This is a genomic window from Microbacterium sp., from assembly GCF_047606385.1.
Lineage (GTDB): Bacteria > Actinomycetota > Actinomycetes > Actinomycetales > Microbacteriaceae > Microbacterium.
On record NZ_JASGEL010000053.1, the window covers coordinates 1 to 20,445 of the forward strand.

Consider the following 20,445-nt stretch of genomic DNA (forward strand, 5'->3'; position numbering starts at 1 on the left):
ATCGTCGTGGTCAGCCGTTCCTCGAAGTCGCCGCGATAGCGGGCGCCGGCCAGCATCGCCGGCAGGTCGTGCGCGAGCCGGTCCCGGCCGGTGCCGGGCCCGCGACCACGGAGACGGCGTCCGCCACGCCCATGCTCGACCGCTTCGGCACCGACCTGACCGCGCGCGCCGAGGCCGGCGCGCTCGACCCGGTCATCGGACGAGACGACGAGATCGAGCAGACGATCGAGATCCTCAGCCGCCGCACCAAGAACAACCCCGTGCTGGTCGGCGAGGCGGGTGTGGGCAAGACCGCGATCGTCGAGGGCCTCGCGCGCGCGATCGTCGCGGACGCGGTGCCCGAGCAGCTGCGCGGCAAGCGCGTGATCGCGCTCGACCTGCCGGCGATGCTGGCCGGCGCCCGCTATCGCGGCGACTTCGAGGAACGGCTGACCACGACGATGGACGAGATCGCCGCGAGCGAGGGCGAGGTCATCGCCTTCATCGACGAGGTGCACACGGTCGTCGGCGCGGGCGCCGGCGGCGAGGGGGCGATGGATGCCGGGAACATCCTGAAGCCGCGGCTCGCCCGCGGCGAGCTGCACCTCGTGGGCGCGACGACGCTGAAGGAGTACCGCGCCATCGAGAAGGACCCGGCGCTGGAGCGCCGGTTCCAGCCGGTGCGCGTGGGCGAGCCGTCCATCGAGGACGCCGTCGCGATCCTGCAGGGCCTGCGCGAGGCATACGAGCAGCACCACCGTGTGACCTATACGGATGCCGCGCTGCGCGCCGCCGTCGAGCTCGGCGACCGCTATCTGACCGAGCGCGTGCTGCCCGACAAGGCGATCGACCTGATCGACCAGGCCGGGGCCCGGCTGCGACTGCGCCTGGGCGTCGCGGTGGACACGACCGCGCTGATGGAGCGGCTCGCGACGCTCGAGAGCGAGAAGAACGCGGCCGTGGCCGCGGAGAAGTACGAGGACGCCTCCCGCATCCGTGACGCGATCGCCCAGGTGCAGGCCCGGATCGACGACGCGTCGAGCCGGCCCGACGCCGGATCGGACGCGGTCGTCGTGGACGAGGCGCAGATCGCCGCCGTCGTGAGCCGGGCCACCGGCATCCCGGTGTCGCGGCTGACCGAGACGGAACGGGCGCGTCTGGCGAGCCTGGAGGAGGAGCTGCATGCCCGCGTGATCGGACAGGACGACGCCGTGACGGCTGTCGCCACCGCGGTGCGGCGCAATCGCACCGGCATGGGCGATGCGCACCGGCCGGTGGGCTCGTTCCTGTTCCTGGGCCCCACCGGCGTCGGCAAGACCGAGCTGGCCAAGGCGCTGGCGCAGTCGCTGTTCGACGACGAGGGGGCGGTCATCCGCTTCGACATGAGCGAGTTCGGCGAGCGGCACACGGTCTCGCGGCTGGTCGGCGCCCCTCCCGGATACGTCGGCTACGACGAGGCGGGACAGCTGACCGAGCGCGTACGCCGCAACCCCTACGCCGTCGTGCTGTTCGACGAGATCGAGAAGGCGCACCCCGACGTGTTCAATCTGCTCCTGCAGGTGCTCGACGACGGGCGGCTGACAGACGGCCAGGGGCGCACGGTCGACTTCCGCAACACCGTGGTCATCATGACTAGCAACATCGGCGGCGAGTTCCTCGCCTCGCGCTCGGGCGCCATCGGCTTCACCGCCGCGGGCGAGAACGGGTTCGGCGGCGAGAAGGAGCTGCGCGACCGGGTCATGGGGCGGCTGCGCGAGGCGATGCGGCCCGAGTTCCTGAACCGCATCGACGAGATCGTGCTGTTCCGCAAGCTCGACCGCGCGCAGCTGCGGCGGATCGTCGGCCTGCTGCTGGGCGCGACCCGGGAACGGCTGGCGGCCCGCGAGATCACGCTCGAGGTCACGGAGGCCGCGGAGGCGTGGCTCGCCGACCACGGCTACGAGCCGGAGTACGGGGCGCGGCCGCTGCGGCGGCTGATCCAGCGCAGCGTCGACGACCGCGTCGCCGACCTGCTGGTGCGCGGCGAGCTCGCCGATGGCGGCACGGTCCGCGTGGACGCCGACGGCGACGCGCTGACGGTGGCACCCGGCATCCTGCTCGCCGCCGCCTGACCGCAGGCCGGCCGCCCGCCGCCCGCCTCCCCTCTCGCTCCTGCTCGTGGGGAGGGGGGGCCGGGTCAGGCGCGGCGCGGCTCGTCGGCGATCGGCACGCGCGGTATGCCGACGCAGGCGACGACCAGCACCGCTGCGGCGACGATCACGCCGCCGAAGACGGCGGTGGAGCCCTGCTGCACCGTGGTCGGCGACTCGCCGCCGCCCGCGGCGATGATGGCGTTGGCGATGGCTCCGAACACGGCGACACCGAGGGCGCTGCCGATCGAGCGCGTGAGGGAGTTCGTCCCGGAGACGACGCCGCGCTCGTGCTGCTCGACGCTGGACTGCGCCGCGATCAGCGTCGGATTGGCGACCAGCCCGAGGCCGAGGCCCACGACGAAGCAGCCGAGGGCGGTCAGCGGCACCGAGGGTGCGAGCGAGAACACGGCGACCAGGGCCGCGCCCACGACGGTCACCGACGCACCGATCAGCGCGGTCGCGCGAAACCCGATCCGCAGATAGAAGCGGCCGGCGAGGGCCCCGGTGATGGGCCAGCCGAGCGTCAGCGTGGCCACCGCGAGACCGGACACGATCGGCACGGCATCCGCCGAGCCCTCGAGGAAGGACGGGACGAAGGAGACCAGGCCGATCATCACCACGCCGACGAGGAGGCTCGCCAGCGAGCTGCTGACCACGATCGGCCGGCGCAGCAGCCGCATCGGCAGCACCGGGTCCTCGGCACGCTGCTCGACGACGACGAACGCGACGAGCGCGAGGATGCCGATCCCGAACACGGCGGCGGAGGGCCACGACAGCCAGCCCCACGCGCTCCCGCCTTCGAGCACCCCCAGCACGAGCAGCACCAGCGCCCCGGTCAGCAGCACGGAGCCGGCGTAGTCGATGCGTCGTCGGCGCCGCTCGAAGGACTCGTGATAGGTGCGCCACAGCAGCCAGAGCGCGAACAGCCCGATGGGGATGTTCACCCAGAAGATCCAGCGCCAGCTGATGAACTGCGCGAACACGCCGCCGAGCGTGGGGCCGGCCACCGACGCCACCGCCCACACCGTCGCGATGTAGCCCTGCGCCGTGGCGCGCTCCCGGACCGTGTAGATGTCGCCGGCGATGGTGAGCGAGGTCGGCATGATGGCTCCCGCGCCGATCCCCTGGATCGCGCGGAACACGATCAGCCATGTCATCCCGCCGGCCAGGGCGCACAGCACCGACCCGGCCAGGAAGACGCCGATGCCGACGAACATGATCGGTCGGCGGCCGAAGGTGTCGGCCAGCTTGCCGTAGACCGGCACGGACGCCGCCTGCGCCAGCATGTACACCGAGAACAGCCAGGCGAATTGGTCGAACCCGCCGAGCTCCCTCGTGATGGTCGGGACCGCCGTGGAGAGGATCGTCGAGTCGATCGCGATCAGGAAGATCGACAGCATGAGGGACAGCAGAATGGGGCCCCGTGCCGATCGCAGCCCCACGCCATCCCTCATCGACACACGATCGATCCTATCGAGCGCGCGCGCCCGGGGGCGGGGCTCGACAAACCCCGCCATGCGCGATGGAATCGGCTTATGAGGACGTTTGCGAGGTGGCTGCTGGCCGCCGCCATGGTGTTCGCGGGGCTCAGCCATCTGCTGTGGGCGCGCAAGGAGTTCCAGGCCCAGGTGCCGGAGTGGGCCACCGATGCGGTGCCCCTCGACGCCGACGACGTGGTCGTGGCCTCCGGCGTCGCGGAGATCGCGCTGGGGACGGCGCTGGTCGCATTCCCGAGGCACCGCCGCGGCATCGGCGTCCTGCTCGCGCTGTTCTTCGTCGCGGTCTTCCCCGGCAACTGGTCGCAGTTCACCCATCGCCGCGACGGGTTCGGCCTCGACACCGACGTCAAGCGGCTCGTGCGGCTCTTCTTCCAGCCCGTCCTGGTGCTGTGGGCACTGCGGAGCACGCGCGGCTGAACCGCGTCGACCGCGTAGGGGACGCGACCCGGATCACAGCGCGCCATGTCTCACCGGCATGGCGCGCAGCCGCATACGCTGCATCGTGGTGATCGATATAGATCGAATCATATCGATAAAGATCCCATAAAGAATCTACGAATTGTCTCTTGACGCGCTGAATCAGCGTAAATACGCTGATCGAGGCCGCTCGGCTCGAACCGTAAGGCGATCATGTCTGCCTTGGAGGATCGACAAGCGACTTGAATCACCAATAGTGATCAAAAACGATCAAGCGTCAAGGATGACCCATGCCAGTGACCAACGATGGCCGCGCCTCCCGCCGTTCCCGTCTCGCCGCCCTCGGGTGGCGTCGCCTCCTGGCCGCCGCGATCACCGGCGCCGTCGTGATCAGCGGCGCGGTGGTGACCTCGGCGCCCGCGCAGGCGGCCGGTGCCGACCCGGTCTCGATCACCGTCGACGGCGCCGACGTCGCCGCCGCGGCGGAGAACGTGAACGGCCTGACCTTCAAGGGCTTCGGCGTGCTGTCGGCGAACTCGACCAGCTCGCTGCTCATGGACTACAAGGCCGAGCAGCCCGAGAAGTACTGGGAGCTGATCGAGACGCTGTTCGGCGGGGCCAACCCGATCATGAACACGGTCAAGATCGAGATGGGCAACGATCGCAACACCTCCACCGGTCCTGACGCGGCGACCATGCGCAGTCGCGACGAGTACCCTAACGTCGAGCGCGAACCCGGCTTCCAGCTCGCGGCCGACGCGCAGTCGGTCGCACAGGGCGAGGTCCACGTCAGCCTGCTGCGCTGGAACCGGCCCACCTGGGTCACCAGCGACGAGGACCAGTACATCTGGTTCAAGAACACGATCCTCGCGGCCTATCGCGAATACGGCATCATGGTCGACTCGGTCAACCCCGACGCCAACGAGACCAGCAGCCCGAACACGAGCCTGTACGAGGAGTTCACCTCGTGGGTCGAGAACGACACGACCGGCTACGACGGCGCGACGACCGACGACCCGAACAACGGATTCGCGTCCGACGAGGAGAAGACACTGTTCCAGAGCATCGAGACCGTGGCCGGTGACACCGTCGGCACGCCGAGCGTCTCGTTCGGCGACGCCCTCACCGCATCCGACTCGACGCTGCGCGACTCGGTCGACATCGTCGGCTTCCACTACAGCAGCGCCGACGACAGCAACGGCAACATGAAGGAGCTCGCCGACGTCTACGACAAGGAGATCTGGAACTCCGAAGGACAGGCGACGTTCTCCAACTCCGCCGACCGGCCCAACAACACCAACAGCAACGGGGCGAGCGGAACCGGCACCGAGTTCGGCGGCACCAACGGCGCGTTGGAGATGGCCAACTGGATCACCACCGGGTTCGCGAACTCCCGCCGCACCCTCAGCATCTTCCAACCGGCGATCGGCTCGTTCTACGACGGCTTCCAGTACTCGTCGAAGGAACTGGTCAGCGCGCGCGATCCATGGTCCGGCTGGATCTACTACGACGGCGGCCTGGCGGTCCTCGAGCAGTTCACGCAGTTCGCCACGCTCGGCTGGGAGAACGACGACAACACCGCGGGCATCTGGCGTGCGATCCCCGAGGCCTCCGGCAGCGCACTGGGCACCGGCAACCCGCCCAGCGGCGCCGCCGCCGGCAACGCGTCGTACACGACGCTGGCCGCGCCCGACGGCTCGGACTTCTCCACCGTCATCGTCAACGACAGCTCCTACACGAAGACGTACAACATCACCGCGACCGACCTGAACCTCGGTTCCGACGACACGATGGAGCTGTGGGAGACCCGCGCCGCCGACTCGGGGGAGGCGTACGACGCGAACTACGTGACGCCCTACGACGAGATCACGCCGGATGCCGACGGCACCTACACCGTCACGGTCAAGCCCTATTCGATCGCGACCGCGACCACGCTCGATCATGCGGTGGCCGGCGGCGACGGCACGCTCACCGCACGCGACGGCTACGGCAACCAGCTTCCCACCAGCGCCGAGTACACCTCGGAGGACGGCGGCCGCGACGTGCTCGACACCGACGCGACCGGCGCCGTGAACGGCGTCACCGACGACGGCTACCTGTACGCCGACGACTTCGACTACGCCGAGGAAGGCGACATCCAGACCTACGACCCGGAGACCGGGACGCTGAGCGATTCCGGCGAGTCCTATCTCGACTCGCGGGGCAGCGAGGCCAAACCGGACGGGACGCCGTCGGTCGACGCCGAGGACGACGGCGCCACGCCGCGCTACACCAACGACACCAACGGCGCCTTCGAGTCGGTGGCCACCGACGACTCCGACCATGATCGCGTGCTCCGGCAACAGGTCGGAGCGGGCATGGCCGGCAGCGCCTGGAACTCGGGCGATCCGAAGACCACCATCGGCGACTCCCGCTGGGCGAACTACAAGGTCTCCACCGACGTGAAGTTCGAGGACGCCACCAGCGCCTACGCCAGCGTCGGCGCCCGCGAGCAGGGCGGCACCGCCAACGGCCAGAGCGTGTCGGCCGCCGAGCTCAAGGTGACCCCGACCGGCGCCTGGACCTTCATGCGGTACGGGGCGACGCTCGCCTCCGGCACGGTCTCCGCCGCCGACGACACCGCGTTCCAGACCGGCGCCGACGTGTGGAACAACCTCGCCGTGCAGGTCGCCGGCGACGTGTACACCGCCTACATCAACGGGGTCGAGGTGGCCTCCTACACGGACCCGACGCCGCAGGCGACCGGCCGCATCCAGCTCGGCTCGGCCTTCACGTTCACCGACTTCGACAACCTCAAGGTCGAGACCGTGCCCGGCTACACGCCGTACTACAGCACGGTGATCGACGGCATGCACCAGACCAGCTGGGCCGACACCTCGACCCCGGTGCTGCAGTTCGACAGCTCATGGAGCCACGTCAACGGCCAGGGCATGTACGAGTGGCAGCGCACCGCCTCCACGAGCACGGCCCAGGGCGCGAGCATGAGCTACACCTTCACCGGCACGGGACTGGACGTCATCGGCACCAACACCGGCAGCGCCACCCTCGACGTCACCGTCGACGGCACGCAGATCGTGACCGACGCGTCGACGTACGCGGCCGGCAGCGAGAAGACCACGTACATGCTGCGCGGCCTGTCGAACGCGGAGCACACCGTGACCATCCAGACGGCGAACAGCTCGGCGATCAACGTGGACGCCGTGGGCGTGGTGGTCGCGAACGCCGACTCGTCGGCGGTCGACACCACGGCGCTGGCGACGGCGGTCGCCGCCGCGACCGGCCTGAGCGAGGACGAGTACAAGGCGGATTCGTGGGCGGTGTTCGCGGCCGCGCTCGCCGCCGCGCAGTCGGCGCTCGACGATCCGGTCGCCTACGGGCTCGACGCCGAGGGCGCCGCCGCGCTCGTGGACCGTCTCACCGCGGCTCAGGACGCCCTGATGCCGGTCGACATCAGCTCCGACGTGACCGATCTGGGTCTCGTGGCGCTCACCTCCGGCAGCGCGCTGCCGGCGAGCGTCACGATCGACGGGGCGGATGCCGACGTCGTCTGGGACGGCGGCGCGGCCGCATCCCTCGCCGCGACGACGGATCTGGGCACCGTGACCCTCACCGGGCGCACCGCCGAGAAGCTGGACTCCGGGGTCTACCAGCGCTTCAGCGTCACTCTCCTGGTGGTTCCGGCCGATCTGACCTACTTCATCGACAGCGGCTCCAGCGGTGCGGCGGACGGCTCCGCCTATGCGGCCGTCGACGCGCTGTACCCGTCGCTGCTCAACGACAGCGCCGATCAGACCTGGGACGGCAGCTCGACCGACAAGACGTGGGGGTACGCGACCACGAGCACGACCGCGGCGGCCGGAGATCCGGCCGACTGGGGCTCGTCCTACCTGGGCGTGGACTACACGAAGCCCATCACCTACAGCCTGACCCTGCCGGCGGGCAGCTACAACATCGTGACGGTGCAGGCCCCGCGCAGCGGGTACACGACGAACATCTCCTCGACGGTGACGGTCGACGGCACCTCGACGAAGGTCACCGGCACCTCGACGGGTGCGGCGACGTCGCTGACGCAGGCGGTCACGCTCGACGAGGACGGTGTGGCGCAGGTCGTGTTCGGCACGAACGGCACCAGCGGCTACAACGGTCGGCTCGCGCTCGTCTATGTGCAGGCGGTGGCTCAGGACCTCGGCGTGCAGGGCGCCCTCACCGTCGACGAGGCGCTGCCCGACACCGTGAGCGTCGACGGGGTGGACACGCCCGTGGTCTGGGACGACGCCACCACGGCGGCGACGCGCACCGCCTACGGCACGCTGACCGCGACCGGGTGGCTCGACTCCGCCGACAGCGGCAAGCCGGTCACCGCCGACTACGAGATCATCCCGTCCGACCTCGTGTACTACATCGACTCGGGCACGAGCGGTGTGGCCTCGCCGCAGTACAGCGCGGTCGCCGCGGCGGTGCCGGGCCTGCTCAACGACGCGGTGGACCAGGTGTCCGCCGACGACGACACCTGGGGATATGTCTCAGACGGCATGAAGGTGAAGTCGAGCACCGACATCAACGACAAGTACTCGACGGGCTACTACCAGGACACGACGCAGTTGATCTACCGGCTGCCGCTGCCGGCCGGCACGTACACGCTCACGGCGGGCTTCACCGAATGGTGGAACCTGTCGCGCACGATGAACGCGACCGTGTCGGTGGACGGCGAGGAGCTCGCGAAGGGCAACATCGCACTGTCGGGCACCGCCACGCCGCTGACCGGCGACCTGACGTTCACGCTCACCGATGCCGCGACCGTCACCTACCTGGTCACCAACGAGGGCGCGGGATCGCAGAAGCCCGTCATCTCATGGCTCGCGGTGGCCCAGGACGCCGACACCTCGGCCCTGCAGGCGGCGGTGGATGCGGCATCCGCGCTGACCGAGAGCGACTACACCGCTTCGTCGTGGGCGACCCTCGTGACCGCGTCGACCGATGCGCAGGCCGTGCTCGACGACGACGACCCCTCCATCGCGGACGTCGCGTCGGCCACCGCGGCGCTGGTGGACGCCCAGGCCTCGCTGGTGTCGCTGGTCGTGCTGCAGGCGGCGGCGGACGCCGCCGCGGCGCTCGACGAGGCGGACTACAGCGCCGACAGCTGGGCGCCGTTCGCCGAAGCGCTGACGCGCGCCCTCAGCGTGCTCGCCGATCCGGACGCGCAGTCCGCGGACGTCACCGCCGCGACCGACGCGCTCGTCGCGGCGCAGCAGCAGCTCGCCGTCGACACCACGGCGCTGCAGGCCGCGGCGGACGCGGCGTCGGCGCTGACCGAGGCCGACTACACCGTCGGGTCCTGGCAGGATCTGACCGCCGCGCTCACCCAGGCACAGGCGGTGCTGGACGATCCCGACGCGACGGCGGATGCCGTCAGCGCGGCGGTGACGGAGCTGCTGGCCGCCCAGCAGGCACTCGTCGACGTCGCCGCCCTGCGCGCCGCGGCCGACGGCGCCGCACTGCTCGACGAGTCCGACTACACCGCCGACTCGTGGTCGACGCTGGCGGACGCGCTCGCCGACGCGCAGACCGTGCTCGCCGACGAAGACGCGACGGCGACGGAGGTCTCCGCGGCCCTGACGGCGCTGACGAGCGCACTCGACGGGCTCGCCGCGCCCGTCGACACCTCAGTGCTCGACGCGCGCATCGCCGAGGCCACGGGGCTCGCGGCAGGCGACTACACCGCCGAGACGTGGAGCGCGCTCGCGCAGGCGCTCGCGACGGCCGTGGCCGTGCGGGACGACCCCGCGTCGACGCAGGAGCAGATGGATGCGGCGGCGGCCGCGCTCGCGCAGGCCGAGGCGGGACTCGCGCTCGCCGCGGGCGACCCGGAAGCCGCCGACCGCACGGCGCTGCAGGCCGCGGTCGACTCGGCCACGCCCCTGGCGGAGTCGGACTACAGCAGCGATTCGTGGGCGACGTTCGCGGCCGCGCTGGCGCAGGCGCAGGAGCTGCTCGCGGACGACTCGGCGACGCAGGCGCAGATCGACGCAGCCCGCGCGGCGCTGATCTCGGCCCAGGGCGCCCTGGTCGCGGTCGACGACGCGGATGCCACGACCGACGCCACGGACGGCGCCGGCGACGCCGACCTCGCGGCGACCGGCGCGGACATCGCCGGCCCGCTCGCCGCGGGCCTGCTGCTGGCGGTGCTCGGCGTGCTCGTCGTCGTGGTCCGTCGCCGGCCGCGGCACTAGGTCGGGCCGCCGTGTCAGCGCTTGGTCTCGACCAGCCGCACCTTCACGATGTTGTCGGTCTCGTCGAGCTCCGCGATGTCGGGGTGGGCGCCGATGAAGTCACGGAAGCTGCGATGACCGAGCGCCTTCTCGCTGAACGACGGGTCGAGGCGGGTGACCAGGCTCTTGACCGCGGAGGCGTGCTGCCACTGCGACGGATCCTTGTCGTTCTCCAGGCGCAGCGCGCGCTCGAGCAGATCCGCGGCGGGGTCGACCGAGCGCTTGCGCGCCCGCGACCGGGGCTCGGCGGCATCCTTCTTCGCCTTCTCCGGGGCGGTCACGCCGGGAAGCGAGTCGTAGGAGTCGAACCGGTCGCACGCGGCGGACAGGGACTTCGCCGTCGAGCCCGCGACGCCGACGCCGACCACGAACCGTCCCAGACGCCGGCAGCGCTGCGCGAGGGGCACGTAGTCCGAGTCGCCGGCGACGATCACGACGTGACTGAGGTCCGGAAGGCGGAACATGTCTTCGACGGCATCCACGGCGAGACGGATGTCGGCTCCGTTCTTGGCATATGCCGCTGCGGGAAACAACTGCACGAGGTCCACCGCTCGCGAGACGAGCTGCGCCCGGTACTCGGCGTTCACCGGCGAGGACCAGTCGGCGTAGGCGCGTGTGAGCACGAGCGTCCCGAACGAGGTCGCGTAGTCGATGACCGCGCCGACGTCGATCGTCGCGGCGGCCAGCTTCTCCGCCACCTCGGCATCGGTCTGGGCCTCGCTGATCCGCTGCCGGTCGCGCGCGTAGCTGTTGCGGCCGTGCACCCGGTCGTACCAGCTCATCACGATGTTGTCGAAGTCGAGGTAGACCGCGACGCGGCCGGTGGTGGAATCGGGCATGTCAGTGCTCCAGCGGGTAGTGCACGCCGAGTTGCGCGCGGATCTCGTCGAGGGTGGCCATGATCGCCACGCTCTCGGCGAGCGGGAGGATGTCGGAGTCGCGGGCGCCGGCCGCGATCAGGCGCTCCGCCGCCAACGCCTGGAACTGCATGCCGCGCCCCTCGACGTGGCCGAGGACGTCTTCGCGCACGGTGCCGTCCGGCGTGATCAGGCGGAACGAGGTGGGGGCGTACCAGACGCGGTCGATCTCGACACGGGCGTCGGTGCCGAGCACGGCCGCGACGTTCGGGCCGGCGGCACGCGACGAGGACAGCGAGGTGGAGATCGCGCCGCCGGCGTGCGTCATGATCGTCGCGACCTCGGTGTCGGCGCCGGTGTCGCCGAGCCGCCCCCGGGCGACGATCGCGCGGGGCGCGCCGAGCACGTCCCAGGCGAACGAGATCGGGTAGACGCCGAGATCGAGCAGCGCACCGCCTCCGAGGGCGAGCGCGTTCAGCCGGTGAGCCGGGTCGGCGGGAAGCCGTTGCGTGTGGTCGGCGGTGACGGCACGGACCTCCCCGAGCGCTCCGGCCGCGATCAGCTCGCGCAGGCGCACCATGTGCGGCAGGTAGCGCGTCCACATCGCCTCCATGACGAGCACCCCGGCCGCGGCGGCGGCATCCGCCACCTGCCGGGCCTGCGCGGCGTCGAGGGTGAAGGCCTTCTCGACGAGCACGTGCTTTCCCGCCGCGATCGCGGCGAGGGCGTTCTCGGCGTGCTGTGCGTGCGGGGTCGCGACGTAGACGATGTCGACCTCCTCGTCGGCGACGAGGCCGGCGTACGAGCCGTGCGCGTGCGGGATGGCGAACTCCCGGGCGAACGCGTCGGCGGCATCCGCACGGCGCGACCCGACCGCGCGCAGGTCGAGACCGGCGGTGCGCAGGTCGGCGGCGAACGCGTGCGCGATGCCGCCGGTGGCGAGGATGCCCCACCTCAATGGGCTCATATCCCCACCGTAGTCGCGGGCGCCCGGAGCGCAGAATGCTCCGGACCGGATCTTCGGCCTGAACCCGGATCGGTGTGTAGAGTGCCCGCGTGGCCGCTCGCAAGCCCCCGCCGGGTTCTCAGACTTCACTTCGTGAAGCCAACCGCGCGCGCCTGATCGACACCTTGAAGACCCACGGTCATCTCACGCAGGTCGAGCTGGCGGGGATGACCGGCCTGTCGCCGGCGACCGTGTCGAACATCGTGCGCGAGCTGACGGCGGCGGGGGTCCTGGAGACCAGCTACACCTCGCGCAGCGGGCGGCGGGCCATCGAGGTGCGGCTGGCGCGGCAGGCCGGGCTGGTCGCCGGCGTCCACGTCTCGACGAGGTCGATGCGCATCGCGATCGCCGACGTCGGCGGCACCGTCGTCAGCGAGCACAGCGTGCCGCTCGCGCACGACCACCGCCATGACGCCGAGCTCGACCGCGTCGCGCTGATGCTCACGGACATGCTGGAGTCCCTCGACGCCGAGATGAGCGACCTGCTCTCGGTCGCGATCGGGCTGCCGGTCGCGGTGGACGTCGCCGCCGGCGTGATCGCGACCCCCGGTCTGCTGCCCGGCTGGGACGGCGTGCCGGTGGCGGAGCGGCTGTCGCTGCGGCTCGGCGTCCCGGTTCGCGTGGACTCGGACGCGAACCTCGGAGCCCTCGGCGAGGCGAGGCTCGGCGCCGCTCGGGGGCTGAGCACGTACGCCTACGTGCGGGTGGGGGACACCATCTCGGCCGGGCTGATGGTCGGCGGCGAGGTGTTCCGCGGCGCCGGCGGCAAGGCCGGCCAGCTCGGTCATGTCACGCTGGACGAGAACGGGCCGGTCTGCGTGTGCGGCAGCCGGGGATGCCTCGACGCGATCGCCGGGGGGCGTGCGCTGCTGGCACGATTCCCGGAGGACGCCGGCATCCACCGCGTGCGCGACGTGCTGCTGCGCGCCGGTCGCGGCGACACCGCCGCGCGCCGCGTGATCGCCGACGCGGGCCGGTCGGTCGGGATGGCCCTCGCCGATCTCGTGAACCTGCTCGACCCGGCGCTGGTGGTGGTGGGCGGCGAGCTCGCGGCCGCCGACGAGCTGCTGGTCGCCCCCATGCGGCATGCGATGGAACGCGCCGTGCTGGAGGGCCTCGGCGCCGCCCCCGACGTCGTGGTCAGCCGGCTCGGCGGGCGCGCGGAGCTGCTCGGCGCGGTGTCGGCGGCCGTCTCGGCGCTGCCGCTGCAGCCCGCCGCGGTGGCCTGATCCGGCCCCCGGCGGATCGAGGGCCACGGGCATTCGATAACGATCCCATCACCCATGCGTTCACTACTTGACGCCAACACAGCGAACTGTCAGGATCGTCCGCAGCCGCCAACGCAGGCGGTCTCACATGAGAGGGATTTCGATGAAGAGCACCTTCAAGGGCATCGCCGCGCTGGCGGTCGGCTCGGTCCTGGCCGTCGCCGCGCTGGCGGGATGCTCCGGCAACAGCAGCAGTGGCAGTTCCGGCGACGCGATCAAGGTCGGGCTCCTCCTGCCCGAGTCCAAGACCGCCCGCTACGAGTCGTTCGACCGGCCGATCTTCACCGATGCGATCGAAGCACTCGGCAACTACGAGGTCGTGTACTCGAACGCCGACCAGGACTCGTCCAAGCAGCAGCAGCAGGCCGAGTCCGCGATCGCCGCGGGCGTCAAGGTCCTCGTCCTGGACCCGGTGGACGCCGACGCCGCAGCCAGCATCGTCGAAGAGGCGGCCGCCGCGAACATCCCGGTCATCTCCTACGACCGTCTGATCAGCTCCGACCAGATCTCGTACTACCTCTCCTTCGACAACGAGAAGGTGGGTGAGCTGCAGGCGCAGACCCTCCTCGACGGGCTCGAGGCCGAGGGCACCACGTCCGGCGGCCTGATCATGATCAACGGGTCGCCCACCGACCCGAACGCCGCGAGCTTCAAGGAGGGCGCGCACAGCGTGCTCGACGACAGCGGCTTCACGATCCTCGCCGAGTACGACACGCCGGACTGGAGCGCCGACAACGCGCAGTCGTGGATGACGAGCCAGCTGGCCCAGTACAACGGCCAGTTCGTGGGCGTCTACGCCGCCAACGACGGCACCGCCGGCGGCGCGATCGCTGCCATGCAGGCGGCGAACGTCTCGCCGTGGCCGCTCGTGACGGGCCAGGACGCCGAGCTCGCCGGCATCCAGCGCATCGTCTCCGGTGACCAGTACATGACGATCTACAAGTCGATCAAGGACGAGGCGACGAAGGCCGCCGAGATCGCCGCGCAGCTCGCCTCCGGCGAGACGGTCGAGGGCGACACCACCGTCGATGGCATCCCGTCCACGCTGCTGACGCCGGTGGCGGTGACGATCGACAACATCGTGGACACGGTCGTGGCCGATGGGTTCTGGAGCGTTTCGGACATCTGCACCAGCGACTACGCTGCCGCGTGCACGGCCGCAGGCATCCAGTAACAACGACGGCGAGATCGGCCGGGGAGCGCGCGACGCTCTCCGGCCGATCGGCCACGAGGGACCGCGCACGCGTTCCTCGACATCGACGAAGGAGAATCGAGGACCTCATGACGCTGGTCGATCCCGTGCCGCAGACGGCACCGCATGACAGCGAGCCCATCCTGAAACTGACCGGCGTCGGCAAGCGTTTCGGCGCGGTGCAGGCGCTCAGCGGCATCGACCTGGAGGTGCACGCCGGCGAGGTCGTCGCGCTCGTCGGCGACAACGGCGCCGGCAAGTCCACGCTCGTCAAGGTGCTCGCCGGCGTCCACCCGCAGGACGACGGCGCGATCGAGCTGTTCGGCAAGAAGGTGGAGATCACCAGTCCGGCCGAGGCGAACCGCTTCGGCATCGCGACGGTGTTCCAGGACCTCGCGCTGTGCGACAACCTCGACGTGGTCGCCAACCTCTGGCTCGGCCACGAGCTGACCACCGGGGGCTTCCTCGACGAGATCCAGATGGAGCAGCAGTCGTGGACGCTGCTGCGAGAGCTCGCCGCGAAGATCCCGTCGGTGCGCACGCCGGTCGCCTCGCTCTCCGGCGGCCAGCGGCAGACCGTCGCGATCGCCCGCTCGCTCATCGGGGAGCCGACCATCGTCATCCTCGACGAGCCGACCGCTGCCCTCGGCGTCGCGCAGACCGCCGAGGTGCTCAACCTGATCGAGCGGCTGCGGGAGCGAGGGCTGGGGGTCATCCTCATCAGCCACAACATCGCCGACGTGCAGGCGGTCGCCGACCGCGTGGTCGTCCTGCGTCTCGGCCGGAACAACGGCGACTTCCTGGTCGCCGACACCTCCAGCGAGACCATCATCGCGGCGATCACCGGCGCGAGCGACAACGTCGTCACCCGCCGCAACGCCACGCGCGCCGCCCGCGCGCAGCAGCACACCGACCCCACGAGCGAGGCCTGAGCATGAGCATCGAACAGTCCGAGACCCGGCCGCCCACCGAGACGGTCAGCAAGGTGGCCCTGGACCTGCAGGACGAACGCCTCATCGCCTCGAACGGCATCGGCGGCGCGGCGCGCGCCTTCGGGCGCCGGGTGCGCGGCGGCGACCTCGGCTCGCTGCCGGTGATCGTCGGCCTCGTCCTCATCTGGGGCGTCTTCACGATCCTGAACCAGACCTTCCTCACGCCCTACAACATCGGCAACCTGCTGCAGCAGGCGACGCCGGTGGGCGTGATCTCGCTCGGCATCGTCTTCGTGCTGCTGCTGGGCGAGATCGACCTGTCGGTCGGCTCCGTCGCGGGCCTCTCCTCCGCGATCGTCGCGGTGGTCTTCGTCGTGAACGGTCTGGACCTCTGGCTGGCGGTGCTCGCGGCGATGGCGAGCGGCGTCGTCATCGGCCTTGTCTACGGCCTGCTGTTCACCCGCTTCGGCGTGCCCAGCTTCGTCGTCACCCTCGCCGGCCTGCTGGCGTTCCTCGGCCTGCAGCTGTTCGTGCTGGGCGCGAACGGGTCCATCAACATCCCCTTCACCTCCCCGCTCGTGCAGTTCGCGCAGCAGTGGTACCTGCCGCAGTGGCTGGCCTATGTCGTCATCGTCGTCGGTGCGCTCATCTACGCCCTGGCGCTGTTCACGAACGCACGGCGCCGTTCGGCGGCCGGTCTGTCCGCGCTGTCGGCCGGCGGCATCCTGGTCCGCGTGGTCGCGCTTCTCGTGCTGCTGGCCATCGCGGCGAGCTACCTCTATCTGCCCGGCGGGCGCGGCGTGGGCGCCATGTTCCTGCTGTTCGTGGTGCTCGTGGTCATCGCCGACATCCTGTTGCGCCGCACCCGCTGGGGTCGCTCGATCTTCGCGGTCGGCGGCAACGTCGAGGCGGCCCGGCGCTCGGGCATCAAGGTCCGTGCCGTGTACATGTCCGTGTTCGCGGTGTGCTCGTTCCTCGCGGCGATCGGCGGCATCCTGCTCGCCGCGCGGCTGGGAAGCGCGACCCAGAGCACCGGCGGCACCGACGTGAACCTGAACGCGATCGCGGCGGCGGTCATCGGCGGCACGTCGCTGTTCGGCGGGCGCGGCTCCGCGTACTCTGCGCTGCTCGGCATCCTGGTCATCTGGTCGATCACCAACGGCCTGAACCTGCTGCAGCTGGACTCGTCGGTCCGCTACATGATCACGGGCGCCGTGCTGCTGATCGCGGTCATCGTCGACGCGCTGTCGCGGCGCTCGCGGGCGGCGTCCGGTCGCGCCTGACACGGAACATACGGGGCGGATGCCGTACGGCGTCCGCCCCGTATGTGACGACGTGTGTCCGTCGAATCGAACGTGTGCGTGGGCCCTGTGATACTGCCGGGATGGCCAAGCGCATCATCCTCAACGCCTTCGACATGACCTGTATCTCGCACCAGTCGGCGGGGACGTGGCGGCATCCTGACAGCAAGGCCGTCACCTACAAGGATCTCGAGTACTGGACGGAGCTGGCCAAGCTCCTCGAGCGCGGTCGCTTCGACTCGCTGTTCATCGCCGACGTGCTCGGGACCTACGACGTGTACCGGGGGTCCGCCGCGACGGCGCTGCGCGACGCCGACCAGGTGCCGGTGGGCGACCCGTTCCTTCAGGTCCCGGCGATGGCGCTGGTGACCGAGCATCTCGGCTTCGGCGTGACGGCGGCGCTCACCTACGAGCAGCCGTACTCGCTGGCTCGCAAGTTCTCCACGCTCGACCACCTCACCAAGGGCCGCGTCGCGTGGAACGTCGTGACCAGCTACCTCAACTCCGCCGCGATCAACCTGGGCCTCACCCAGCAGATCGGCCACGACGAGCGCTACGACATCGCCGACGAGTTCATCGACGTGACCTACAAGCTGTGGGAGGGCTCGTGGGACGACGACGCCGTGGTCGCCGACCGCGAGCGCGGCGTCTACACCGACCCCACCAAGGTGCACCCGATCGGGCACGACGGGAAGTACTACCAGGTGCCCGGCATCCACCTCTCCGAGCCGTCTCCGCAGCGCACGCCGGTGATCTTCCAGGCGGGGGCGTCGCCGCGGGGGCGCGCGTTCGCCGCGAAGCACGGCGAGGGCATCTTCATCAGCCCCGCCAACCCGGAGCAGGCGCGCGCGATCGCCGCCGACATCCGCGACCGCGCCGAGGCCGAGGGCCGCTCGCGCGACTCGGTGAAGATCTTCGTGCTCGTCACGGTCGTCGCCGCGGCGACGGATGCCGAGGCGCAGACCAAGTACGAGGACTACCTCTCCTACGCCTCCGGCGAGGGAATGCTCGCGTTCTACGGCGGGTGGACGGGCATCGACTTCGGGCAGTGGGATCCGGACCAGCCGCTGGAAGAGGTCGAGAACGACTCGCTGCGCTCGGTGCTCGCGTCGCTGTCGAAGATCGACCCGGAGCGCCGATGGACCCCGGCCGACATCGTCGAGCAGCGCTCGATCGGCGGCATGGGCCCGGTCATCGTCGGCGGCCCCGAGACCGTCGCCGACGAGCTGGAGCGCTGGGTCGACGAGGGCGACATCGACGGCTTCAACTTCGCCTACGCCATCACCCCGGGAACGTTCGAGGACCTCGTCGAGTACGTGGTGCCCGAGCTGCAGCGCCGCGGCCGCGCGCAGACCGAGTACCCGGGCACGACGCTGCGCGAGTCGCTGTACGGCCAGGGGCGGCAGCGCGTCGAGCCGACGCATCCGGCCGCCCGGTATCGCGGGGCGTTCTCCGGCGGCGCGACCGCCGACGACGGCACGCTGCCCTCGAAGATCGCCCAGCACCTCGCCGCGCAGCCGGCCTGAGGTCGCGACCGTGTGACGGGCGCGGCGGCGGGCGATCAGGGCAGGAGGACGATCTTGCCGGGGGCGCCGGCCTCGACGAGGCGGTGCGCCTCCGCGGCCTCTGCGAGCGGCAGCCGCGGGCCGAGCTCGACCGAGAAGCGACCGACGGCCAGCAGCGCGAGGGTCACCGGCACGGCCTCGGCCCGCCAGGCGTCCTGCTGCGCCGTGAGGGGCTCGGGGCTGCCGCCGGAGAAGGCGCGGATGCCGCGGGCTGCGGCGTCCGCCCCGCGCACGATCGTGGCGACCCGGCCGCGGTCGGCGACCAGGTCACGCGAGACCTGCAGCGCCTCGTCGGTGCCGGCCGCGTCCAAGGCCACCGTGACCCCGTGCGGCGCCGCCGCCCGGACACGATCGGCGAGACCCTCGCCATAGGCGACGGGAGTCGCGCCGAGCTCCTCGATGCGGTCGAACCGGCGCGGTGAGGCGGTGGCGATCACCGTCGCGCCCCACAGCACCGCGTACTGGATCGCGGCCTGCCCGACCGACCCCGAGCCGCCGTGGATCAGGAGCGTGTCGCCCTCGCGCACGTCGAGCGAGCGCAGCGACTGGTAGGCCGTGCCGGCCGGGATGCCGAGGGCCGCGCCCTCGGACGCCGACACCTGCGGCGGCCGGTGATGGAGCCGCCCGACGGCCACGAGCACCTCGCTCGCATACGCGCCGGGAGTGGCGAAGAAGACGACCTCGTCGCCGGGGCGGAAGCCGTCGACATCCTCGCCCACCGCCGTCACCACGCCGGCGCCGTCGCGGCCGACACGACGCCGCACGGTGATCGGTGCGGGGTCGCGCGCACCGCTGCGCAGCTTGGCGTCGATCGGATTGACCCCCGCCGCCTCGACCCGTACGACGACGTGTCCGGATGTCGGCTGAGGCATGTCGAGAGCGGTGAGAGTGAGCACCTCGGGGCCGCCGAAGGCGGTGTAGACGATCGCAGCTGCCATGCCGCCGACGCTACTCGCTTCCGTCTGCGTCGCGGACCGGTGCGTGCAGCCCTGCATGTCCCACTTCGGCGCGGTATGAGGGTCCAATACCGCGCCGAAGTGGGACATCAACCGCGCCGAAGTGGGACATAGTCGGGAAGGGGGCGGGAGGGGAGGGGTGGGAGGGAGCGGGGCCGGCGGCAGGCGCCCGGTCAGGCGTTCAAGGCCTTCGCGAGCCGTTGCGGGGAGACGGGCTCGGCGGTCCCGAGCTGCTGCGCGAACAGGCTCACGCGATACTCCTCCAGCAGCCAGCGGGCGTGCACGAGGTGGGATGCCGCATCCGGGCCGGGTGGGATCGTGCCCCCGGCCTCGGCGAAGGACGCCGCGGCCCGTTCGTACTCGGTCATCCGCTGCCGGTCGCGGCCCGGGTTGTCGGCGAGCGCCCGGAGGCGGTCGAGCGCGCCGCGCAGGTACCGCGGGTAGTGCGCGAGCCGCGGCAGACCGGTGCGCGACACGAAGCCGGGGAACACGAGCCCCGACAGCTGGCCGCGCACGTCGTTCAGAGCGCCCAGCAGCGTGAGAGAGCTGTGCCGCTTCAGCTCGCGCTCGACGTCGCGGACGGCGGTGAGGATGCGGGAGACGAGCGACACGGCCGCGAACAGATCGTCGGTGACCGCCGCCGAGAACGCGTCGCGCAGCCGCTCGAAGCCGGCCCGGTCGCGCACGATGCCGTCGTGCGCGATCCGGGCGATGACGGCGTCCGCGACGGCGCCGCGGGCGTCCTCGATCAGCGTCTTCGCATTCGGGTAGGGGGACGCGGCGAGGGCGAGCTTCTCGTTCGCGGTCAGGTGGTCGAGCACGTAGGACGCGGGGGAGGGCGAGCCGAGCAGCACCAGGCGCCGGATGCCGGCGCGGGACGCGACGGCCGCGGCATCCGGGGTCGCCTCGATCCGCACGTCGACGGCGGCGCCCGTGTCGACGAGCGCCGGATAGCCGCGCACGACGCCGCCGGGGACCGTGGTGTCGACCAGCTCCGGCAGGTCGCCGAACGTCCAGTCGGTCAGACCGGTCCGGGGCGGCGGCGGCGCGACCGTCGGCCCCGGGGCCGGAC

The 20,445-nt window shown here is 71.1% G+C and carries 13 protein-coding genes; 8 read left to right on the forward strand and 5 right to left on the reverse strand.

What is annotated here, in order from left to right:
- On the forward strand, positions 1 to 2,090 hold a 2,090-nt coding region (locus QM626_RS05665), incomplete at its 5' end, for an ATP-dependent Clp protease ATP-binding subunit (protein ID WP_415074868.1).
- Between the two features lie 65 nt (positions 2,091 to 2,155).
- Here QM626_RS05665 and QM626_RS05670 read toward each other — a convergent pair.
- The gene (locus QM626_RS05670; RefSeq protein WP_415074870.1) at positions 2,156 to 3,553 is read right to left on the reverse strand and encodes an MDR family MFS transporter; all 1,398 of its coding nucleotides are present in this window, start codon (positions 3,551 to 3,553) and stop codon (positions 2,156 to 2,158) included.
- Between the two features lie 93 nt (positions 3,554 to 3,646).
- Between QM626_RS05670 and QM626_RS05675 the strand changes: the two genes are divergently transcribed.
- On the forward strand, positions 3,647 to 4,027 hold the full coding sequence (locus QM626_RS05675; RefSeq protein ID WP_415074872.1) for a hypothetical protein: 381 nt from the start codon (positions 3,647 to 3,649) through the stop codon (positions 4,025 to 4,027).
- 290 nt (positions 4,028 to 4,317) lie between these two features.
- On the forward strand, positions 4,318 to 10,257 hold the full coding sequence (locus tag QM626_RS05680; RefSeq protein ID WP_415074874.1) for a family 16 glycoside hydrolase: 5,940 nt from the start codon (positions 4,318 to 4,320) through the stop codon (positions 10,255 to 10,257).
- 14 nt (positions 10,258 to 10,271) lie between these two features.
- On the opposite strand, the gene QM626_RS05685 is transcribed toward QM626_RS05680, so the two are convergent.
- Both QM626_RS05685 and QM626_RS05690 read right to left on the reverse strand, forming a co-directional pair.
- Positions 10,272 to 11,135 (reverse strand): NYN domain-containing protein, encoded by an 864-nt coding sequence (locus tag QM626_RS05685; protein ID WP_415074876.1) that lies wholly within the window; start codon positions 11,133 to 11,135, stop codon positions 10,272 to 10,274.
- A 1-nt stretch (position 11,136) separates the two neighbouring features.
- Positions 11,137 to 12,120 carry a Gfo/Idh/MocA family protein gene (locus tag QM626_RS05690; protein WP_415074878.1) on the reverse strand — a complete coding sequence of 328 codons (984 nt, stop codon included), beginning with the start codon at positions 12,118 to 12,120 and terminating at the stop codon, positions 11,137 to 11,139.
- Between the two features lie 89 nt (positions 12,121 to 12,209).
- Here QM626_RS05690 and QM626_RS05695 point away from each other — a divergent pair, with 89 nt between their 5' ends.
- From QM626_RS05695 to QM626_RS05715, 5 genes are all read left to right on the forward strand, one after another.
- The gene (locus tag QM626_RS05695; protein ID WP_415074880.1) at positions 12,210 to 13,388 is read left to right on the forward strand and encodes an ROK family transcriptional regulator; all 1,179 of its coding nucleotides are present in this window, start codon (positions 12,210 to 12,212) and stop codon (positions 13,386 to 13,388) included.
- 142 nt (positions 13,389 to 13,530) lie between these two features.
- Complete coding sequence (locus QM626_RS05700; RefSeq protein ID WP_415074882.1) at positions 13,531 to 14,601, forward strand: sugar ABC transporter substrate-binding protein; 1,071 nt, start codon at positions 13,531 to 13,533, stop codon at positions 14,599 to 14,601.
- 107 nt (positions 14,602 to 14,708) lie between these two features.
- Complete coding sequence (locus QM626_RS05705) at positions 14,709 to 15,551, forward strand: ATP-binding cassette domain-containing protein (protein ID WP_415074884.1); 843 nt, start codon at positions 14,709 to 14,711, stop codon at positions 15,549 to 15,551.
- A 2-nt stretch (positions 15,552 to 15,553) separates the two neighbouring features.
- The gene (locus QM626_RS05710) at positions 15,554 to 16,834 is read left to right on the forward strand and encodes a sugar ABC transporter permease (RefSeq protein WP_415074886.1); all 1,281 of its coding nucleotides are present in this window, start codon (positions 15,554 to 15,556) and stop codon (positions 16,832 to 16,834) included.
- Between the two features lie 101 nt (positions 16,835 to 16,935).
- Positions 16,936 to 18,378 carry an LLM class flavin-dependent oxidoreductase gene (locus QM626_RS05715; protein ID WP_415074889.1) on the forward strand — a complete coding sequence of 481 codons (1,443 nt, stop codon included), beginning with the start codon at positions 16,936 to 16,938 and terminating at the stop codon, positions 18,376 to 18,378.
- Positions 18,379 to 18,413: 35 nt separating this feature from the next.
- On the opposite strand, the gene QM626_RS05720 is transcribed toward QM626_RS05715, so the two are convergent.
- Positions 18,414 to 19,355 (reverse strand): quinone oxidoreductase family protein, encoded by a 942-nt coding sequence (locus QM626_RS05720; protein WP_415074891.1) that lies wholly within the window; start codon positions 19,353 to 19,355, stop codon positions 18,414 to 18,416.
- A gap of 191 nt (positions 19,356 to 19,546) precedes the next feature.
- The coding region (locus QM626_RS05725) for a DUF3418 domain-containing protein (RefSeq protein WP_415074893.1) at positions 19,547 to 20,445 on the reverse strand (899 nt) is incomplete at its 5' end.

What these genes read in the sequence shown, in the direction of transcription:
- QM626_RS05675 (WP_415074872.1), top strand. Translation starts at nt 3,647, where the DNA reads ATGAGGACGTTTGCGAGGTGGCTGCTGGCCGCCGCCATGGTGTTCGCG.
- QM626_RS05680 (WP_415074874.1), top strand. Translation starts at nt 4,318, where the DNA reads ATGCCAGTGACCAACGATGGCCGCGCCTCCCGCCGTTCCCGTCTCGCC.
- QM626_RS05685 (WP_415074876.1), bottom strand. Translation starts at nt 11,135, where the DNA reads ATGCCCGATTCCACCACCGGCCGCGTCGCGGTCTACCTCGACTTCGAC.
- QM626_RS05690 (WP_415074878.1), bottom strand. Translation starts at nt 12,120, where the DNA reads ATGAGCCCATTGAGGTGGGGCATCCTCGCCACCGGCGGCATCGCGCAC.
- QM626_RS05700 (WP_415074882.1), top strand. Translation starts at nt 13,531, where the DNA reads ATGAAGAGCACCTTCAAGGGCATCGCCGCGCTGGCGGTCGGCTCGGTC.
- QM626_RS05705 (WP_415074884.1), top strand. Translation starts at nt 14,709, where the DNA reads ATGACGCTGGTCGATCCCGTGCCGCAGACGGCACCGCATGACAGCGAG.
- QM626_RS05710 (WP_415074886.1), top strand. Translation starts at nt 15,554, where the DNA reads ATGAGCATCGAACAGTCCGAGACCCGGCCGCCCACCGAGACGGTCAGC.
- QM626_RS05715 (WP_415074889.1), top strand. Translation starts at nt 16,936, where the DNA reads ATGGCCAAGCGCATCATCCTCAACGCCTTCGACATGACCTGTATCTCG.
- QM626_RS05720 (WP_415074891.1), bottom strand. Translation starts at nt 19,355, where the DNA reads ATGGCAGCTGCGATCGTCTACACCGCCTTCGGCGGCCCCGAGGTGCTC.